The organism is Pseudomonas sp. NPDC090755 (assembly GCF_044769005.1).
Classification (GTDB): domain Bacteria; phylum Pseudomonadota; class Gammaproteobacteria; order Pseudomonadales; family Pseudomonadaceae; genus Aquipseudomonas.
In genome coordinates this window covers 56,199-71,984 of the sequence record NZ_JBIVXC010000023.1, presented here as the reverse complement: position 1 = coordinate 71,984, position 15,786 = coordinate 56,199, and the positions used below count along the sequence as shown (strand labels likewise).

The window sequence follows — 15,786 nt, the reverse complement described above, 5'->3', positions numbered from 1 at the left end:
TCGGTCAGGCCACGGCCGACGATCAGCGGGATACGGCCGCCAGCGCGGACTTCGTCGAGCAGTACTTCGGTCTTGAGCTGGAAGCTGGTGACCAGTTCGTCGCTGCCATGACGGCGTACTTCACCTTTGAACGGGTAAACGTCGATGACGTCGCCCATGGCCAGGTTGGTGCAGTCGAATTCGATCGGCAGGGCGCCGGCGTCTTCCATGGTGTTGTAGAAGATCGGGGCGATCTTGGTGCCGAAGCAGAAGCCGCCAGCACGCTTGTTCGGCACATGCGGGATGTCGTCGCCGAAGAACCACAGCACCGAGTTGGTCGCCGATTTACGCGAGGAACCGGTACCGACCACGTCACCGACGTAGGCGACCGGGAAACCCTTGGCCTTGACGGCTTCGATCTGGGCCAGCGGGCCGACCGAACCTGGCTGCTGCGGCTCGATGCCGTCACGGGCCATTTTCAGCATGGCCAGGGCGTGCAGCGGGATGTCAGGGCGCGACCAGGCGTCCGGGGCAGGGGACAGGTCGTCGGTGTTGGTTTCGCCCGGCACCTTGAACACGGTCAGGGTGTACTTCTGCTCGATGGCAGGGCGGGCGGTGAACCACTCGCCGGCAGCCCAGGATTCCAGCACGGCCTTGGCGTGAACGTTGCCCGCCTTGGCTTTTTCGGATACGTCGTGGAACGCATCGAACATCAGCAGGGTGTGCTTGAGTTGTTCGGCGGCGACGGCAGCCAGTTCGGCGTCGTCCAGCAGCTCGACCATGGTGGCGATGTTGTAGCCACCCTGCATGGTGCCCAGCAGTTCGACGGCGCGCTTCTTGTCGAGCAGTGGGGAAGTCGCTTCACCCTTGGCCAGGGCAGACAGGAAGCCGGCTTTGACGTAAGCGGCTTCGTCCACTCCCGGTGGAACGCGATTGGTGATCAGGTCGACGAGGAAGGCTTCTTCGCCAGCAGGAGGGTTTTTCAGCAGCTCGACCAGGCCTGCGGTTTGTTCGGCGTTAAGCGGCTGGGGAACGATACCCAGGGCGGCACGCTCTTCGATGTGTTTGCGGTAGGCTTCAAGCACAGTTATTACCCTCATCAGTGGTCCCAAATGGGTGTCCGGGACGCTCATCCAGAAATTCCGGCACCCATGCGCAATACGGCTTCTTGGGCCGCGTAGCCAGGGTTGCAGGAAATCCTTACAGAAGCTGCTTTCAAAGTTTTACGCCTGTAGAACGGAGGCTGATGAGGGCTGGCGCGGGACAGGGCTGGATGCCTGTACCGAGCCAACGCCGTTCTACCGGATGAACTGTGCTCGTGACGCTTTGAAAACAGCTTCTAACGGACATTGCTGCCTTAAAAAGGCCGGGTGATTCTACGGTAAAAACTGGATTAAGGTAAGGCGCGCTTGATGACTTTAACGGGTGACCCCCGTTAGACAAAGGGCTAACATGACAGTCTGTTCCATCGTCCAGTTGCCTTGTTTTTCATGTCCAATCAGTCAATTAAAACGCCTTGTGTCGGCCTCTGCTCCACGGTTTACGGGGACTTGGTGTGCCGCGGCTGCAAGCGTTTTCACCACGAAGTGATCAACTGGAACGGCTACAACGACGATGAAAAGCGTGCGGTGTGGCTGCGCCTGGAGCATTTGCTGGTGCAGGTCATGGTGGCCAAACTCGAGGTCTTTGATGCCACGCGCCTGCGCCAGCAGCTGGAGCAGCGCAAGATCCGCTTCGTGCCGCACCAGTCCGAATATTGCTGGGCCTACCAGCTGATCGCCCGTGGCGCACGCGTGATCCGCGACCTGGAGGCTTACGGGATGGTGTTGTTGCCGGAGTTTCGCGACTGGGAGCTGCCGCAGGTGCGCGATGCCATCGACCGGGAGTTCTTCCTGCTGTCCGAAGCCCATTACCAGCGCTACATCGCACCGGGGTTTCTCAGGGACGCCCTGGGTTAGGCAGTGAATGCATCGCGGGGCAAGCCCGCTCCTACAGATGCCGTAGGAGCGGGCTTGCCCCGCGATCAGCTTCTTAGCCTTGCGCCAGTTCAGTCAGGTGGACCTTCGCTTCCTCACTCTTGAGCACCAGCACATCGCTTTCCAGCGCATCGAGCACCACTTCGGCGGTATTGCCGATCAGCGCTCCGGAAATCCCGGTGCGGGCCACGGTGCCGATCACCGTCACCACCGCGTCATACTTGCTGGCGGTGTAGGGAATCAGCACATCCGCCGGGCCTTCGGCCACGTGCAGGCGATCATCCTTGATATCGAACTCGGCCTGGAACGCCGCACATTCTTCGCGATATTTCTGTTCGATGGTTTCCTTCAACTGATAGACCGGATCGGCCGCCGACAGCATTGGCGACGGGTGGGCGCTGATGACGTGCAGGTTACCCTTGGCCAGGTTGGCGATCTCATAGCCGTGATCGATGATGTTCTTGTGCAGCAGGCGGTGCGCTTCGTCGTGGTTGCCGACGTCAACAGCGGCAAGGATCACGCCGCCGGCCCAGGGGCGTTCGGTCTTGACCATCAGCACCGCGCACGGGCACTGGCGCAGCAGCTTCCAGTCGCTGGGCGTGAGCAGGGCCTTTTTCAGTGGGTTGTCCGGGCGGTGCTCCTTGATCACCAGCTCGCACCCTTCGGCTTGCTGCACGGCAATGATCGATTCGTGCAGGCTGCCGTGCCAGGCCTCCTCGTGGGTCACGTTGTCGAACCCGTCGTCGTGCAACTGGCTGCTGAGCAGGCTCAGTAGTGCGCCGTGGTCATGGTTCTTGTCGCACATCAACAGGTGCAGGCGCGCGCCGGTGGCGCCGGCGATCAGTTTGGCCCGGGTCAGGGCGCGGCTATGGGCGTGATCGGCGTCGAGGACCACCAGAATGCTGCGTACTTCTTGCATGAGCGTGAACTCCCTTCAGAAATGGCGACCGATGACTGACTATAGTCGGCGCCAAGTGCATTGGGCGTTGATATGTATCAAGCATAGTTCACTGGTGATCGCCGCCGCTGCCGGTATAATCGCCGGTCTTGCCGTTGCCCTGCCTGTTTTGTGAGCCTATGCACCTTATTCCCGAAATCGATGCGTTCCTTGGTTGCCGTACTCCCGATGCCTGGGTCCAGGCGGCCCTTGCCGACCAGGAAACCCTGCTGATCGATCACAAGAACTGCGAGTTCAAGGCCGCCAGCACCGCGCTGAGCCTGATGGCCAAGTACAACACGCACCTGGACCTGATCAACATGATGTCGCGCCTGGCCCGTGAGGAACTGGTGCACCACGAGCAGGTACTGCGCCTGATGAAGCGGCGCAAGATCGCCCTGCGGCCGGTGTCGGCCGGGCGCTATGCCTCGGGGCTGCGTCGTGTGGTGCGCGCCCATGAGCCGGTCAAGCTGGTCGATACCCTGGTGGTCGGCGCCTTCATCGAGGCGCGTAGCTGCGAGCGCTTTGCCGCGCTGGTGCCGCACCTGGACGAGGAACTCGGCAAGTTCTACCACGGCCTGCTCAACAGCGAGGCCCGGCATTACCAGGGATACCTGAAACTGGCCCACCAATATGGCGATGCGGCCGACATCGAGCGGGTGGTGGAGAAGGTCAGGGCGGTCGAGGCCGAGCTTATCAGCAGCCCGGATGAAGAGTTCCGCTTCCATAGCGGTGTTCCGGCCTAAGTATTCCTGGCTGAATCGGGCTGCTTCGCAGCCCATCGCTGGCGTTGCCAGCTCCCACACTGATTGTGTGCACCTGGTCATTGTGGGAGCCGGCGTAGCCGGCGATGGGTTGTGAGGCAGCCCTTTTTCATCGGCAAATAATAAGCATGCTAATTAATGGCTTGACGTTAGCTGTCTAGGCAGTAACATTATGTTACTTACTGCCTGAGCAGGTATCTCGTTCCATGCCGCACTACACCCCCGAAAACTTCCAGACCTGCACCATCGGCCTGCTGCTGGCCCGCGCTGCGCTGGTCAAGGATCGTCTCCTCGACAGCCACCTGCAGGACTTCGGCGTCACCGCCGCGCAGTTCAAGGTGCTGATCATTGCCGCCCAGTACGGGGTCGATACGCCCGCCGAGCTGTGCCGCTTCCTGTCCCTGGACAGCGGTTCGATGACGCGCATGCTCGATCGCCTGGAGCAAAAAGCGTTGATCGTGCGCCGTCGCTGCGCCGATGATCGCCGCCAGGTGCGCCTGGGTCTGACCGAGGAGGGGCAGAAGCTCGCCGACCAGTTGCCGCAGATCGGTGCGGCGGCGATGAACGAGTTGGTGGGGGTACTGGATGCAGACGAGCTGGCGACCCTGGAAAGCTTGCTGACCAAGGTCCTGCTTGCCGCAGGCGACGCCCTGACGATCCAGCGGGTAGGTGGCAAATGAGCACGGCAAGCAATAACGTCGAAACGGCCCAGGACCAGGGCAACACCCGCAAGCGCAAGACCTGGCTGCTGGCCCTGGCGCTGCTGGTCGCCGTTGGCGGCGCCGCTGTGTGGGGCTGGCATGAGCTCTACGGGCGCTGGAGCGAAGAGACCGACGACGCCTACGTCAACGGCAACGTGGTGGAAATCACCCCGCAGGTCACAGGCACCGTGGTCAGTATCGGCGCCGACGATGGCGACCTGGTCCATGAAGGCCAGGTGCTGCTCGAATTCGATCCCAGCGACGCGCAGGTCGGCCTGCAAGCGGCCGAGGCCAAGTTGGCCCGCTCGGTGCGCCAGGTGCGCGGGCTGTACAGCAACGTCGACGGCATGAAGGCCCAGGTGGCCGCCCGCCAGGCCGAGCTGACCAAGGCCCAGGACAACTACAGCCGGCGCAAGACCCTCGCCGCGGGCGGGGCGATTTCCCAGGAGGAGCTGTCCCACGCCCGTGACGACCTGGCGTCGGCCCAGAGCGCCCTGAACAACGCCAGGCAGCAACTCAACACCACCGCCGCGCTGGTGGATGACACCGTGGTGTCTTCCCACCCGCAAGTCATGGCCGCCGCTGCCGAGCTGCGCCAGGCCTACCTGGCGTCTGCCCGCACCACGCTGGTGGCGCCGGTCACAGGTCACGTGGCCAAGCGCACCGTGCAACTGGGCCAGCGCCTGCAGCCGGGCACCGCGATCATGGCGGTGATTCCCCTGGATCAGCTGTGGATCGATGCCAACTTCAAGGAAACCCAGCTGCGCCACATGCGTATCGGCCAGCCGGTGGATATCGTCGCCGACCTGTACGGCAGCGAGGTCAAGTACAGCGGCAGCATCGATAGCCTGGGGGCTGGCACCGGCAGCGCCTTTGCCCTGTTGCCGGCGCAGAACGCCACCGGCAACTGGATCAAGATCGTCCAGCGGGTGCCGGTGCGTATCCATATCAATGGAGAACAACTGGCCGCGCATCCGCTGCGCATCGGCCTGTCGACCCAGGTAACGGTCGACCTGCATGACCAGAGCGGTCCGGTTCTGGCCCAGGTACCGCCGCAGAAAGCCTCGTTCGCCACCCGCGTATACGACCGTCAACTGGTCGAGGCCGACACCCTGATCGCCCGGCTGATCCATGACAATAGCGCAGGCTCCGGCAAGACGGCGCAGCGATGAGCAACAGTGCTTCGTTCAGCCCGCCGAGCCTGCTGCTGACCACCATTGGCCTGTCGCTGGCGACCTTCATGCAGGTGCTCGACACCACCATCGCCAACGTCGCCTTGCCGACCATTGCCGGCAACCTGGGCGTGAGTGTGGAGCAGGGCACCTGGGTCATCACCTCGTTCGCGGTGAGCAACGCCATTGCCTTGCCTCTGACCGGTTGGCTGAGCCGGCGCTTCGGCGAGGTGAAACTGTTCCTCTGGGCCACGTTGCTGTTCGTGCTGGCCTCGTTTCTGTGCGGCATCGCCCGCTCGATGCCGGAGCTGGTGGGTTTCAGGGTGTTGCAAGGGATCGTCGCCGGTCCCCTGTACCCGATGACCCAGACCCTGCTGATCGCCGTCTATCCGCCGGCCAAGCGCGGCATGGCGCTGGCCTTGCTGGCGATGGTCACGGTGGTGGCGCCGATTGCCGGGCCCATCCTCGGTGGCTGGATTACCGACAGCTACAGCTGGCCGTGGATCTTCTTCATCAACGTGCCTATCGGCCTGTTCGCCGCTGCCGTGGTGCGCCAGCAGATGCGCACGCGGCCCGTCAGCACCAGCCGCCAGCCCATGGACTACATCGGCCTGCTGACCCTGATCATCGGCGTCGGCGCCTTGCAGATCGTGCTGGACAAGGGCAACGACCTGGACTGGTTCGAGTCGGGCTTCATCGTCGTCGGCAGCCTGGTTTCAGCGGTGTTCCTGGCGATCTTCATTATCTGGGAGCTGACCGACAAGCACCCGGTGGTCAACCTGCGGCTGTTCGTACACCGCAACTTCCGCATCGGCACCATCGTGCTGGTCTGCGGCTATGCGGGGTTCTTCGGCATCAACCTGATCCTGCCGCAGTGGTTGCAGACCCAGATGGGCTACACCGCCACCTGGGCTGGCCTGGCGGTGGCGCCGATCGGCTTGTTGCCGGTATTGATGTCGCCGTTCGTCGGCAAGTACGCGCATACAGTCGACCTGCGTCTGCTGGCCGGGGTGGCGTTTCTGGCCATCGGCACCAGTTGCTTCATGCGCGCAGGTTTTACCAATGAGGTGGATTTCCAGCACATCGCCCTGGTGCAGTTGTTCATGGGTATCGGCGTGGCGCTGTTCTTCATGCCGACCCTGAGCATCCTGCTCTCGGACCTGCCGCCGCATCAGATCGCCGACGGCTCGGGGCTGGCGACGTTCCTGCGCACCCTGGGCGGCAGCTTCGCCGCGTCGCTGACCACCTGGATCTGGATTCGCCGTGCCGACCAGCACCATGCCTATCTGAGCGAAAGCATCAGCCCCTTTGATCCGGCCACCCGCGAGGCGCTCAACCAGCTGGGTGGGGCGAACGTGCAGTCCTATGCGCAGCTGGAGCGGATGCTCAGCAGTCAGGCGTACATGATGTCGACGGTGGATTATTTCACCCTGATGGGGTGGGTGTTTGCCGGCTTGATTTTGCTGGTGTGGCTGGCAAAACCGCCGTTTGCGGCCAAGGCGGGGCCTGCTTCGGCGGGGCACTGAGCGATCGCGGGGCAAGCCCGCTCCTACACCCTCTGTAGGAGCGGGCTTGCCCCGCGATCAGGCTTTAGGGAAAAGCAAAGGGCTGCAACACAAACCCTTGCTCATCCACCTCAAGCGCCCAACCCTGGCGGTCCCAGTCCCCCAGCACGATGCGCCGCGCCGGTTGCCCCTCGACCACCAGCTTGTGAATCGCCGGCCGGTGAGTATGCCCGTGCACCAGGGTGTGCACGCCATATTCGGCCATGATCCGCGGCACTTCGTCCGGGGTCACGTCGATGATGTCGTTGGCTTTCATCCGCGTCTGTGCCCGGCTTTCGCTGCGCAGCTTGCGCGCCAGCTTCTGCCGGGTGCCCAGCGGCAGGTGGCGGAGGATCCACAGGCTCAGCGGGTTGCGCAGGTAACGGCGCATCTTCATGTAGCCGATGTCCAGGGTGCACAGGCTGTCGCCATGCATCAGCAACACCGATTCGCCGCCCATGCGCACCACGCTGGGGTCGGCCAGCAGGGTGGCGCCGGCCGCCTTGCAGAAGGCTTCGCCGATCAGGAAGTCGCGGTTGCCGTGCATCAGGAACACCTGCGTGCCGCTGTCGCTCAAGGCGCGCAGGGCCTGGCAGATGCCGGTCTGGAAGGGCGTCATGGCATCGTCGCCGATCCAGGCTTCGAAGAAGTCGCCAAGGATGTACAGCGCCTGGGCATGCCGGGCGCGGCCATCGAGCAGATCAAGAAACGCCCGGGTAATGTCCGGGCGTTCTTCTTGCAGGTGCAGATCGGAGATCAGCAGTATCACTCAATGATCTCGGCTTTCTCGATGATCACGTCGTCCTTCGGTACGTCCTGGTGGCCAGCCTTGGAACCGGTGCTCACGCCTTCAATCTTGTCGACCACGTCCTGGCCTTCGGTCACTTCACCGAACACTGCGTAGCCCCAGCCCTGGACGTTCTTGCCGCTGTGGTTGAGGAAGTCGTTGTTGCTGGCGTTGATGAAGAACTGGGCGGAAGCCGAATGCGGCTCCATGGTACGGGCCATGGCGATGCTGTACTTGGTGTTCTTCAGGCCGTTGTCGGCTTCGTTCTGGATGCTGGCGCGGGTTTTCTTCTGGCTCATGCCTGGCTCGAAACCGCCGCCCTGGATCATGAAGCCCTTGATCACACGGTGGAACACGGTGTTGTCGTAGTGGCCTTCCTTGACGTACTGAACGAAGTTTTCAACGGTTTTCGGCGCTTTTTCAGCATCCAGTTGCAGGATGATGTCGCCGTGGTTGGTGCTCAGTTTGACTTTGGACATGCTGGAATTCGCTCTTTCAAGGCATTCGGAATAGGGTCGCGCAGGATCGCGATACAAACCTGACGCACAGTCTACAACCGGCGATACGTGGCTTGTGGCAGTTTTTTTGCGTTGGCCGCCGAATATCGCGCCAGTTTGTCGGCCCGACGCTGTCGGCAGCTCGACCGCTTCGGCTATGATAAGCGCTTTGATTCAGTCGGCCTACCCAGGCCGTGTACCGGTATTCAAGGAACCTATGAGCAAGCCCACTGCCGACACCGCTCCCAACGCCGCTGCCAAAGGCGCTCCCGTCGTCCCTGCGAACTTCCTGCGCACCATCGTGCAGGCCGACCTCGACGCGGGCAAGCACAGCAGCATCGTCACCCGTTTTCCACCAGAGCCCAACGGTTACCTGCACATCGGCCATGCCAAGTCGATCTGTGTGAACTTCGGTCTGGCCGAGGAGTTCGGTGGGGCCTGTCACCTGCGTTTCGATGACACCAACCCGGCCAAAGAGGACCAGGAGTACATCGACGCCATCCAGAGCGACGTCCAGTGGCTGGGTTTCCAGTGGACCGGCCCGGTGCGCTATGCCTCCGAATACTTCGACCAGCTGCACGCCTGGGCCATCGACCTGATCAAGGCGGGCAAGGCCTATGTCTGCGACCTGACCCCGGAGCAGGCCAAGGAGTACCGTGGCAGCCTGACCGAACCCGGCAAGAACAGCCCGTTCCGCGAGCGCAGCGCCCAGGAGAACCTGGACCTGTTCGCGCGCATGAAAGCCGGCGAGTTCAAGGACGGCGAGCGCGTGCTGCGGGCCAAGATCGACATGGCGTCGCCGAACATGAACCTGCGCGACCCGATCCTCTATCGCATTCGCCACGCCCATCACCACCAGACCGGTGACAAATGGTGCATCTACCCCAACTATGACTTCACCCATGGTCAGTCGGACGCCATCGAAGGCATCACCCACTCCATCTGCACCCTGGAGTTCGAAGGCCATCGTCCGCTGTACGAGTGGTTCCTGGACAACCTGCCGGTGCCGGCCAAGCCGCGCCAGTACGAGTTCAGCCGCCTGAACCTGAACTACACCATCACCAGCAAGCGCAAGCTCAAGCAACTGGTCGACGAGCAGCACGTCAGCGGCTGGGACGACCCGCGCATGTCGACCCTGTCGGGCTTCCGTCGCCGTGGCTACACCCCGGCCTCGATCCGCAACTTCTGCGAAATGATCGGCACCAACCGTTCCGATGGCGTGGTCGACATGAACATGCTCGAGTTCAGCATCCGCGACGATCTCGACCGCAACGCGCCGCGCGCCATGTGCGTGCTGCGCCCGCTGAAGGTGGTCATCACCAACTACCCTGAAGGCCAGGTCGAGAGCCTCGAACTGCCACGTCACCCCAAGGAAGACATGGGCGTGCGCGTGCTGCCGTTCGCCCGCGAGCTGTACATCGACCGCGACGACTTCATGGAAGAGCCGCCAAAAGGCTACAAGCGCCTGGAGCCAAATGGTGAAGTGCGCCTGCGCGGCAGCTACGTGATCCGTGCCGACGAGGCCATCAAGGACGCCGATGGCAACATCGTCGAACTGCGTTGCTCCTATGATTCGGACACCCTGGGCAAGAACCCCGAGGGTCGCAAGGTCAAGGGCGTGATCCACTGGGTGCCGGCACAAGGCAGCGTGGAGTGCGAAGTGCGCCTGTACGACCGCCTGTTCCGCTCGCCGAACCCGGAGAAGACCGAAGACGGCGGCAGCTTCCTCGACAACATCAATCCCGATTCGCTGCAGGTGCTCACCGGTTGTCGTGCGGAACCTTCGCTGGGCCAGGCCCAACCCGAAGACCGCTTCCAGTTCGAACGCGAAGGCTACTTCTGCGCCGACCTGAAAGACTCCCAGCCGGGTCGCCCGGTATTCAACCGGACCGTGACCCTGCGCGATTCGTGGGGCAGCTGAGGAACGCTCGTGCTTACCATCTACAACACGCTTAGCAAGACCAAGGAAGTTTTCACGCCGCTGGAAGGCAACAAGGTGCGCATGTACGTGTGCGGCATGACCGTGTACGACTTCTGCCACCTGGGCCACGGCCGCAGCATGGTCGCCTTCGACCTGGTCACCCGCTGGCTGCGTTACAGCGGCTACGACCTGACCTACGTGCGCAACATCACCGACATCGATGACAAGATCATCAACCGGGCCAATGAAAATGGGGAGTCGTTCGACGCGCTGACCGCCCGCATGATCGACGCGATGCACGAGGACGAGCGCCGCCTGAACATTCTGCCGCCGGACCAGGAGCCGCGTGCCACTGACCATATCGCCGGCATGCACGCGATGATCCAGACCCTGATCGACAAGGGCTATGCCTACGCGCCGGGTAATGGCGACGTGTACTACCGGGTTGGCAAGTTCGTCGGCTACGGCAAGCTGTCGCGCAAGAAGATCGAAGACCTGCGCATCGGTGCGCGGATCGAGGTCGACGAAGCCAAGCAGGACCCGCTCGACTTCGTCCTGTGGAAGGGCGTCAAGCCGGGCGAGCCGAGCTGGGAATCGCCGTGGGGTCCGGGGCGTCCGGGCTGGCACATCGAGTGCTCGGTGATGTCCACCTGCTGCCTGGGCGAGAGCTTCGACATCCACGGCGGCGGCAACGACCTGGAGTTCCCGCACCACGAGAACGAGATCGCCCAGAGCGAGGCGGCCACCGGCAAACCCTACGCCAAGTCGTGGATGCACTGCGGCATGATCCGCATCAATGGCGAGAAGATGTCCAAGTCGTTGAACAACTTCTTCACCATCCGCGACGTGCTCGACAAGTATCATCCGGAAGTGGTCCGCTACCTGCTGGTGTCGAGCCACTACCGCAGCTCGATCAACTACTCCGAAGACAGCCTGCGCGAGTCCAAGGGCGCCCTGGAGCGCTTCTACCACGCCTTGCGCGGCCTGCCGCGGGTTGCAGCCAAGGGTGGCGACGAGTATGTCGACCGTTTCAGCCTGGCGATGAACGACGATTTCGGCACCCCCGAGGCCTGTGCGGTGCTGTTTGACCTCGTGCGCGAGATCAACCGCCTGCGCGAAAGCGATCCTGAGGCCGCTGCCGGCCTTGCCGGTCGCCTGCGTGAACTGGGTGACTTGCTGGGCGTGCTGCAACTGGACGCCGATGACTTCCTGCGGGCCGGTGCCGAAGGCAAGGTCGATGCGGCCGAGGTCGAAGCGCTGATCCAGGCGCGCCTGCAGGCGCGTGCCGACAAGAACTGGGCCGAGTCCGACCGTATCCGCGACCAGATCACCGCCATGGGCGTGGTACTGGAAGACGGCAAGGGCGGCACGACCTGGCGTCTGGCTGACTGATCGGCTTTGACCTGATCGCCGGTGTTGCCGGCTCCCACACCCTGTCCTGTGGGAGCCGGCAACGCCGGCAGTCAGGTCCTAACCGATTACCCCCGTGCGACAGCGCAACACCAACTTCGCTCCACCCAGCTCACTTTCCCCCACCTCAAGCTTGAAACCGTGCAGGTCGACGATCGCCGCCACGATCGACAGCCCCAGTCCGAACCCCGGATGGCGGTGACCTTCCTCGCTGCGATAGAAACGCTTGAGCACCGCACCACGCTCGTCTGCGGGAATGCCCGGTCCGCTGTCTTCCACCTCGATACGCACTTCGCCTTCCTCACTGCTGGCGCACACCCGCACCTGGCCACCGCCGGGGGTGAATTTGATGGCGTTGCCCAGCAGGTTGGACAGGGCTTCGAACAACAGCTCCCGGTCGCCATTGAGCGCGGGCAATTGCGCCGGCAGCTCAAGGCTCAGGTGAATGTCGCCATCCTCGGCCAATGGCAGGTAGAAGTCGTGCATCTGCAGCAACAGAGCGCGAGGGTCGAGCTCGACAAAGCCGGCGCGACGCTGGCGATCCTCCAGCTCGCTGATGCGCAGCAAGCCGCGAAAGCGCGCCATCAAGGTGTCGGTCTCGCCGATGGCCTGCTCCAGTGCCTCGGCCTGGGGCGAGTCATCGCCGGCTTGCTGGCGAATCCGGTAGAGCTGGGCGCGTAGGCGGGTGAGCGGGGTGCGCAGATCGTGGGCGATGTTGTCACAGACCCCTTTGACTTCGTGCATCAGGCGCTCGATGCGATCGAGCATGGCGTTGACGATGGCGGCGAGCATGTCCAGCTCGTCGCGGCGCTGGGACAGCGGCAGGCGCCGGGTCAGGTCGCCGGCGACGATCTGCTCGGCGGTGGCCTGGATGGCGCGGATGCGTTTGAGCGGTCGCCTTCGCAGCAGGTACCAGCCGGCAATGCCGGGGATGATGGTCAGCGACAGGCCCCAGAGCAAGGCGTGGAGGATGATCCGGGTGACCACGAACAGCGAGCCGTTGTCGCGCACCAGCACCAGCCAGCGGCCGTCACGAACCTTGATTGCCACCGCGTCGCAGCTGTCCCGTGGCAGGTGCGGGTCGTCGGCGTCCAGGCAGCGCCCCAGCTCGTGGATCTTGCCGTCCAGGCCCAGGTCGGCCGGCACCTGGCGGATCTGTCCGCCCAGCGGGTTGAACTGCGCATCGAACAGGCCATAGGCATCGAAACTGCGTTCTTCGAAGGCCTGGCTTGCGATCAGGGCATCGTCCAGCTGCTTGCCGCTCATGTGCCCGAACAGGTGCTGGCGTTGCAGCAACGAGTGGCGGGTGAGTTTGTTCAGGTAGCCCGAGACCTCGAAGTACAACACCCCCATGAGGATGCTGCTCCAGGCCACGAACAGGAAACTGTACAGCGCCAGCAGGCGGCTGGTCGACGAACTCCAACCCTTAGTTGGGTTCGGCAATGGCATAGCCCGAGCCCCGCACGGTCCGAATCAGCGGTGTCTGGCCAGCGGCGTCGATCTTCTTGCGCAAGCGTCCGATGTGCACGTCGATCAGGTTGGTGCCGGGGTCGAAGTGATAGCCCCAGACTTCCTCGAAGATCATCATCCGGGTGATCACCTGGCCGGCGTGGCGCATGAGGAATTCCAGCAGCTTGTATTCGGTGGGCAGCAGGTTGAGGGTGTGCTCGCCACGACGGGCCTCATGGCTGATCAGGTCCAGCTCCAGGTCGGCGACCTGCAGGCGGGTCTGCGCCAGGGGCACGCTGTTGCGGCGCAGCAGCACTTCGACGCGGGCGGCCATCTCGTCGGAGGCGAACGGCTTGGTCAGGTAGTCATCACCGCCGGCGCGCAGGCCGCGCACCCGTTCGTCGACATCGGACAGGGCGCTGATCATCAGGATCGGCGTGGCGATCTTCAGGTTGCGCAGGGTAGTGACGATGGTCAGCCCGTCGAGCTCGGGGAGCATGCGGTCGAGGGTGATCAGGTCGTAGCCGCCGGCAATGGCCTTGGCCAGGCCTTCGCGACCGTTGTCGGCCCAGTCCACTTCCAGGCCATGGCTGGAGAGTTCGGCGACGATCTCCTGGGCGGTGACGGCGTCGTCTTCGATAGTCAGTACGCGGGGCATGCTAGTACCTGGGCGGCAAGTAGAGACCTGATTGTGCCAAAGAATAGGCGGTGCCCGGGTTAAAGAATAATTCATCTAGCGGGGAGTGGGCCTGCTTTGCAGGCCATCGCGGGGCAAGCCCGCTCCTACCTGTAGGAGCGGGCTTGCCCCGCGATGCGTTACAACATCAGGCGACCTTGAAGATCCAGCCAGCAGGCGCTTCGACATCGCCGCTCTGGATGCCGGTCAGCTCGTTGTAGAGCTTTTGGGTAACCGGGCCGACTTTTTCCAGGTCGTGGAACACGTGCAGCTTGCCGTTGTACTCGATGCCGCCGATCGGGGTGATCACCGCGGCGGTACCGCAGGCGCCAGCTTCGATGAAACGGTCGAGCTTGTTGATCTCGACATCGCCTTCGATCACGGTCAGGCCCAGGCGCGTTTGCGCCAGTTCCATCAGCGACAGGCGGGTGATACCTGGCAGCACGGAAGCCGATTTCGGCGTCACGAACTCGTTGTTGGCCGTGATGCCAAAGAAGTTGGCCGAGCCGACTTCCTCGATCTTGGTGTGGGTCAGCGGGTCCAGGTAGATGGCGTCGGCGAAGTGGGCTTTCTTGGCCTCGGCGCCCGGTTGCAGGCTGGCGGCGTAGTTGCCACCGACCTTGGCCGCACCGGTGCCTTGCGGGGCAGCACGGTCGAAGCTGGAGATCTGGAAGTTGTGTGGCTTCATGCCACCCTTGAAGTACGAACCGACCGGGATGGCGAAGATCGAGAAGATGAACTCGGGGGCGGTGCGCACGCCGATGTTGTCACCGGTGCCGATCACGAACGGACGCAGGTACAGGGCACCCTTGCCGTGCGGCGGTACGAAACGCTCGTTGGCCTTGACCACTTGCTTGCAGGCCTCGATGAACACATCGGTCGGCACGTGCGGCATCAGCAGGCGGGCGCAGCTGCGCTGCATGCGGGCGGCGTTCTGGTCAGGGCGGAACAGGTTGATCGAGCCATCCTTGCAGCGGTAGGCCTTCAGGCCCTCGAAGCACTGCTGGCCATAGTGCAGGGCGGTGGAGCCTTCACTGATGTGCAGCACGTTGTCTTCGGTCAGGGTGCCCTTGTCCCACTCGCCGTTGCGCCATACGGACAGGTAGCGCTTGTCGGTCTTGATGTAGTCGAAGCCCAGCTTGTCCCAGTTAATGCTTTCGTTACTCATGGCACCCTCGAATCGATTTGCATATGCCTGATCGCTCAGGCGTCTCTTATTGCGCACGCAGCCACGATAATACATCCCGTGCGGATCGGGAACGCCCAGTCATAGATTGGACCTTGGTCGCAGGTGAAAATCTTCAGCCAGACAGCTCGCGCAACAGGATCAGGCGCGCACCGAACCCGATCAGCAAGGTGCCGAACAGGCGATTCTGCAGCTTCTGTTTCCAGGGGCTTTGCGCCAGCCAGCGCCCCAGGCGGTCGCCGCTCAAGGCGTAGAAGCCGTCGAAGACCAGCCCGGTGATCACCAGCACGGCGCCGAGAGTGGCGAACTGCTGGCCGACCGGCCCTGCGGTCTGGCTGACGAACTGCGGCAACAGCACGGAGCAGAACAACAGGGCCTTGGGGTTGAGCAGGTTGGTCAGCAGCCCCTTTTTCAACGCCACCGCCCAGTGGCCGCGCTGGCGGGCGCCAGTGGGGACGCCGGGCAATGTCGCGACCGGCGCGCACAACAGTTGCCAGCCCATCCAGGCCAGGTACAGGCCCCCGGCGACACTGAGCAGTTCGAATGCCCAGGGATGCGTGCGCAGCAGGGCGGCCAGCCCCAGGGCCGCCAGGGTGACGTGGGCGGCGCGCGCCAGGGCCAGGCCCAGGGCGGTGATCAGGGCCTGGCGGCGGCCTTGGCTGGCACCGGTATTGAGCAGCAGGAACATGTCGGGCCCCGGTACCAGATAGACCACCAGCAGGGCAGCGCAAAACAAGCTGTATTGAGTCATCTGAAACGCTCCTGCAATGAACGGGCTGGAGAAAAT

Annotated in this window: 14 protein-coding genes and 1 pseudogene; 7 read left to right on the top strand and 8 right to left on the bottom strand. The window is 63.2% G+C overall.

Annotation, left to right across the window (positions count from 1 at the left end):
- Positions 1-1,064, bottom strand: a pseudogene (locus tag ACIQUS_RS24380) (aconitate hydratase B); the annotation flags it as partial.
- Between the two features lie 405 nt (positions 1,065-1,469).
- On the opposite strand from ACIQUS_RS24380, the gene ACIQUS_RS24375 reads away from it, so the two are divergent.
- Positions 1,470-1,937 carry a DUF1289 domain-containing protein gene (locus tag ACIQUS_RS24375; RefSeq protein ID WP_403052744.1) on the top strand — a complete coding sequence of 156 codons (468 nt, stop codon included), beginning with the start codon at positions 1,470-1,472 and terminating at the stop codon, positions 1,935-1,937.
- A gap of 73 nt (positions 1,938-2,010) precedes the next feature.
- On the opposite strand, the gene ACIQUS_RS24370 is transcribed toward ACIQUS_RS24375, so the two are convergent.
- Positions 2,011-2,874: a universal stress protein gene (locus ACIQUS_RS24370; protein ID WP_403052741.1), complete on the bottom strand. Its 864-nt coding sequence runs from the start codon at positions 2,872-2,874 to the stop codon at positions 2,011-2,013.
- Between the two features lie 158 nt (positions 2,875-3,032).
- On the opposite strand from ACIQUS_RS24370, the gene ACIQUS_RS24365 reads away from it, so the two are divergent.
- From ACIQUS_RS24365 to ACIQUS_RS24350, 4 genes are all read left to right on the top strand, one after another.
- Positions 3,033-3,638 (top strand): tRNA-(ms[2]io[6]A)-hydroxylase, encoded by a 606-nt coding sequence (locus tag ACIQUS_RS24365; protein ID WP_403052738.1) that lies wholly within the window; start codon positions 3,033-3,035, stop codon positions 3,636-3,638.
- A gap of 224 nt (positions 3,639-3,862) precedes the next feature.
- Positions 3,863-4,336, top strand: coding sequence for a MarR family winged helix-turn-helix transcriptional regulator (locus ACIQUS_RS24360; protein ID WP_403052735.1), 474 nt, complete (start codon positions 3,863-3,865; stop codon positions 4,334-4,336).
- Positions 4,333-5,529, top strand: coding sequence for an HlyD family efflux transporter periplasmic adaptor subunit (locus ACIQUS_RS24355; RefSeq protein WP_403052732.1), 1,197 nt, complete (start codon positions 4,333-4,335; stop codon positions 5,527-5,529). The genes ACIQUS_RS24360 and ACIQUS_RS24355 overlap by 4 nt, the downstream gene beginning before the upstream one ends.
- Positions 5,526-7,055, top strand: coding sequence for a DHA2 family efflux MFS transporter permease subunit (locus tag ACIQUS_RS24350; protein ID WP_403052729.1), 1,530 nt, complete (start codon positions 5,526-5,528; stop codon positions 7,053-7,055). The genes ACIQUS_RS24355 and ACIQUS_RS24350 overlap by 4 nt, the downstream gene beginning before the upstream one ends.
- Before the next feature lie 64 nt (positions 7,056-7,119).
- On the opposite strand, the gene ACIQUS_RS24345 is transcribed toward ACIQUS_RS24350, so the two are convergent.
- Complete coding sequence (locus tag ACIQUS_RS24345; RefSeq protein WP_403052726.1) at positions 7,120-7,842, bottom strand: UDP-2,3-diacylglucosamine diphosphatase; 723 nt, start codon at positions 7,840-7,842, stop codon at positions 7,120-7,122.
- The gene (locus tag ACIQUS_RS24340) at positions 7,839-8,339 is read right to left on the bottom strand and encodes a peptidylprolyl isomerase (RefSeq protein WP_403052723.1); all 501 of its coding nucleotides are present in this window, start codon (positions 8,337-8,339) and stop codon (positions 7,839-7,841) included. The genes ACIQUS_RS24345 and ACIQUS_RS24340 overlap by 4 nt, the downstream gene beginning before the upstream one ends.
- Positions 8,340-8,574: 235 nt before the next feature.
- On the opposite strand from ACIQUS_RS24340, the gene ACIQUS_RS24335 reads away from it, so the two are divergent.
- Both ACIQUS_RS24335 and cysS read left to right on the top strand, forming a co-directional pair.
- Complete coding sequence (locus ACIQUS_RS24335) at positions 8,575-10,278, top strand: glutamine--tRNA ligase/YqeY domain fusion protein (protein WP_403052720.1); 1,704 nt, start codon at positions 8,575-8,577, stop codon at positions 10,276-10,278.
- Between the two features lie 9 nt (positions 10,279-10,287).
- The gene (gene cysS / locus ACIQUS_RS24330) at positions 10,288-11,670 is read left to right on the top strand and encodes a cysteine--tRNA ligase (RefSeq protein ID WP_403052717.1); all 1,383 of its coding nucleotides are present in this window, start codon (positions 10,288-10,290) and stop codon (positions 11,668-11,670) included.
- Between the two features lie 78 nt (positions 11,671-11,748).
- On the opposite strand, the gene ACIQUS_RS24325 is transcribed toward cysS, so the two are convergent.
- The 4 genes from ACIQUS_RS24325 to ACIQUS_RS24310 form a co-directional block, all read right to left on the bottom strand.
- Positions 11,749-13,137, bottom strand: a complete 1,389-nt coding sequence (locus tag ACIQUS_RS24325; RefSeq protein WP_403052714.1) for a sensor histidine kinase — start codon at positions 13,135-13,137, stop codon at positions 11,749-11,751.
- Positions 13,115-13,795: a response regulator transcription factor gene (locus ACIQUS_RS24320; RefSeq protein ID WP_403052711.1), complete on the bottom strand. Its 681-nt coding sequence runs from the start codon at positions 13,793-13,795 to the stop codon at positions 13,115-13,117. Before ACIQUS_RS24320 ends, ACIQUS_RS24325 begins: the two co-directional genes overlap by 23 nt.
- Before the next feature lie 166 nt (positions 13,796-13,961).
- The gene (locus ACIQUS_RS24315) at positions 13,962-14,981 is read right to left on the bottom strand and encodes a branched-chain amino acid aminotransferase (protein ID WP_403052708.1); all 1,020 of its coding nucleotides are present in this window, start codon (positions 14,979-14,981) and stop codon (positions 13,962-13,964) included.
- Positions 14,982-15,114: 133 nt separating this feature from the next.
- A complete protein-coding gene (locus ACIQUS_RS24310) occupies positions 15,115-15,750 on the bottom strand; it encodes a LysE family translocator (RefSeq protein ID WP_403052705.1) in 636 nt (211 codons plus the stop codon).
- Positions 15,751-15,786: the final 36 nt, after the last annotated feature.

Excerpts from the sequence above, each read along its gene's own strand:
- ACIQUS_RS24375 (WP_403052744.1), top strand. The coding sequence starts at position 1,470 with ATGTCCAATCAGTCAATTAAAACGCCTTGTGTCGGCCTCTGCTCCACG.
- ACIQUS_RS24370 (WP_403052741.1), bottom strand. The coding sequence starts at position 2,874 with ATGCAAGAAGTACGCAGCATTCTGGTGGTCCTCGACGCCGATCACGCC.
- ACIQUS_RS24365 (WP_403052738.1), top strand. The coding sequence starts at position 3,033 with ATGCACCTTATTCCCGAAATCGATGCGTTCCTTGGTTGCCGTACTCCC.
- ACIQUS_RS24360 (WP_403052735.1), top strand. The coding sequence starts at position 3,863 with ATGCCGCACTACACCCCCGAAAACTTCCAGACCTGCACCATCGGCCTG.
- ACIQUS_RS24355 (WP_403052732.1), top strand. The coding sequence starts at position 4,333 with ATGAGCACGGCAAGCAATAACGTCGAAACGGCCCAGGACCAGGGCAAC.
- ACIQUS_RS24350 (WP_403052729.1), top strand. The coding sequence starts at position 5,526 with ATGAGCAACAGTGCTTCGTTCAGCCCGCCGAGCCTGCTGCTGACCACC.
- ACIQUS_RS24340 (WP_403052723.1), bottom strand. The coding sequence starts at position 8,339 with ATGTCCAAAGTCAAACTGAGCACCAACCACGGCGACATCATCCTGCAA.
- ACIQUS_RS24335 (WP_403052720.1), top strand. The coding sequence starts at position 8,575 with ATGAGCAAGCCCACTGCCGACACCGCTCCCAACGCCGCTGCCAAAGGC.
- ACIQUS_RS24325 (WP_403052714.1), bottom strand. The coding sequence starts at position 13,137 with ATGCCATTGCCGAACCCAACTAAGGGTTGGAGTTCGTCGACCAGCCGC.
- ACIQUS_RS24320 (WP_403052711.1), bottom strand. The coding sequence starts at position 13,795 with ATGCCCCGCGTACTGACTATCGAAGACGACGCCGTCACCGCCCAGGAG.
- ACIQUS_RS24315 (WP_403052708.1), bottom strand. The coding sequence starts at position 14,981 with ATGAGTAACGAAAGCATTAACTGGGACAAGCTGGGCTTCGACTACATC.
- ACIQUS_RS24310 (WP_403052705.1), bottom strand. The coding sequence starts at position 15,750 with ATGACTCAATACAGCTTGTTTTGCGCTGCCCTGCTGGTGGTCTATCTG.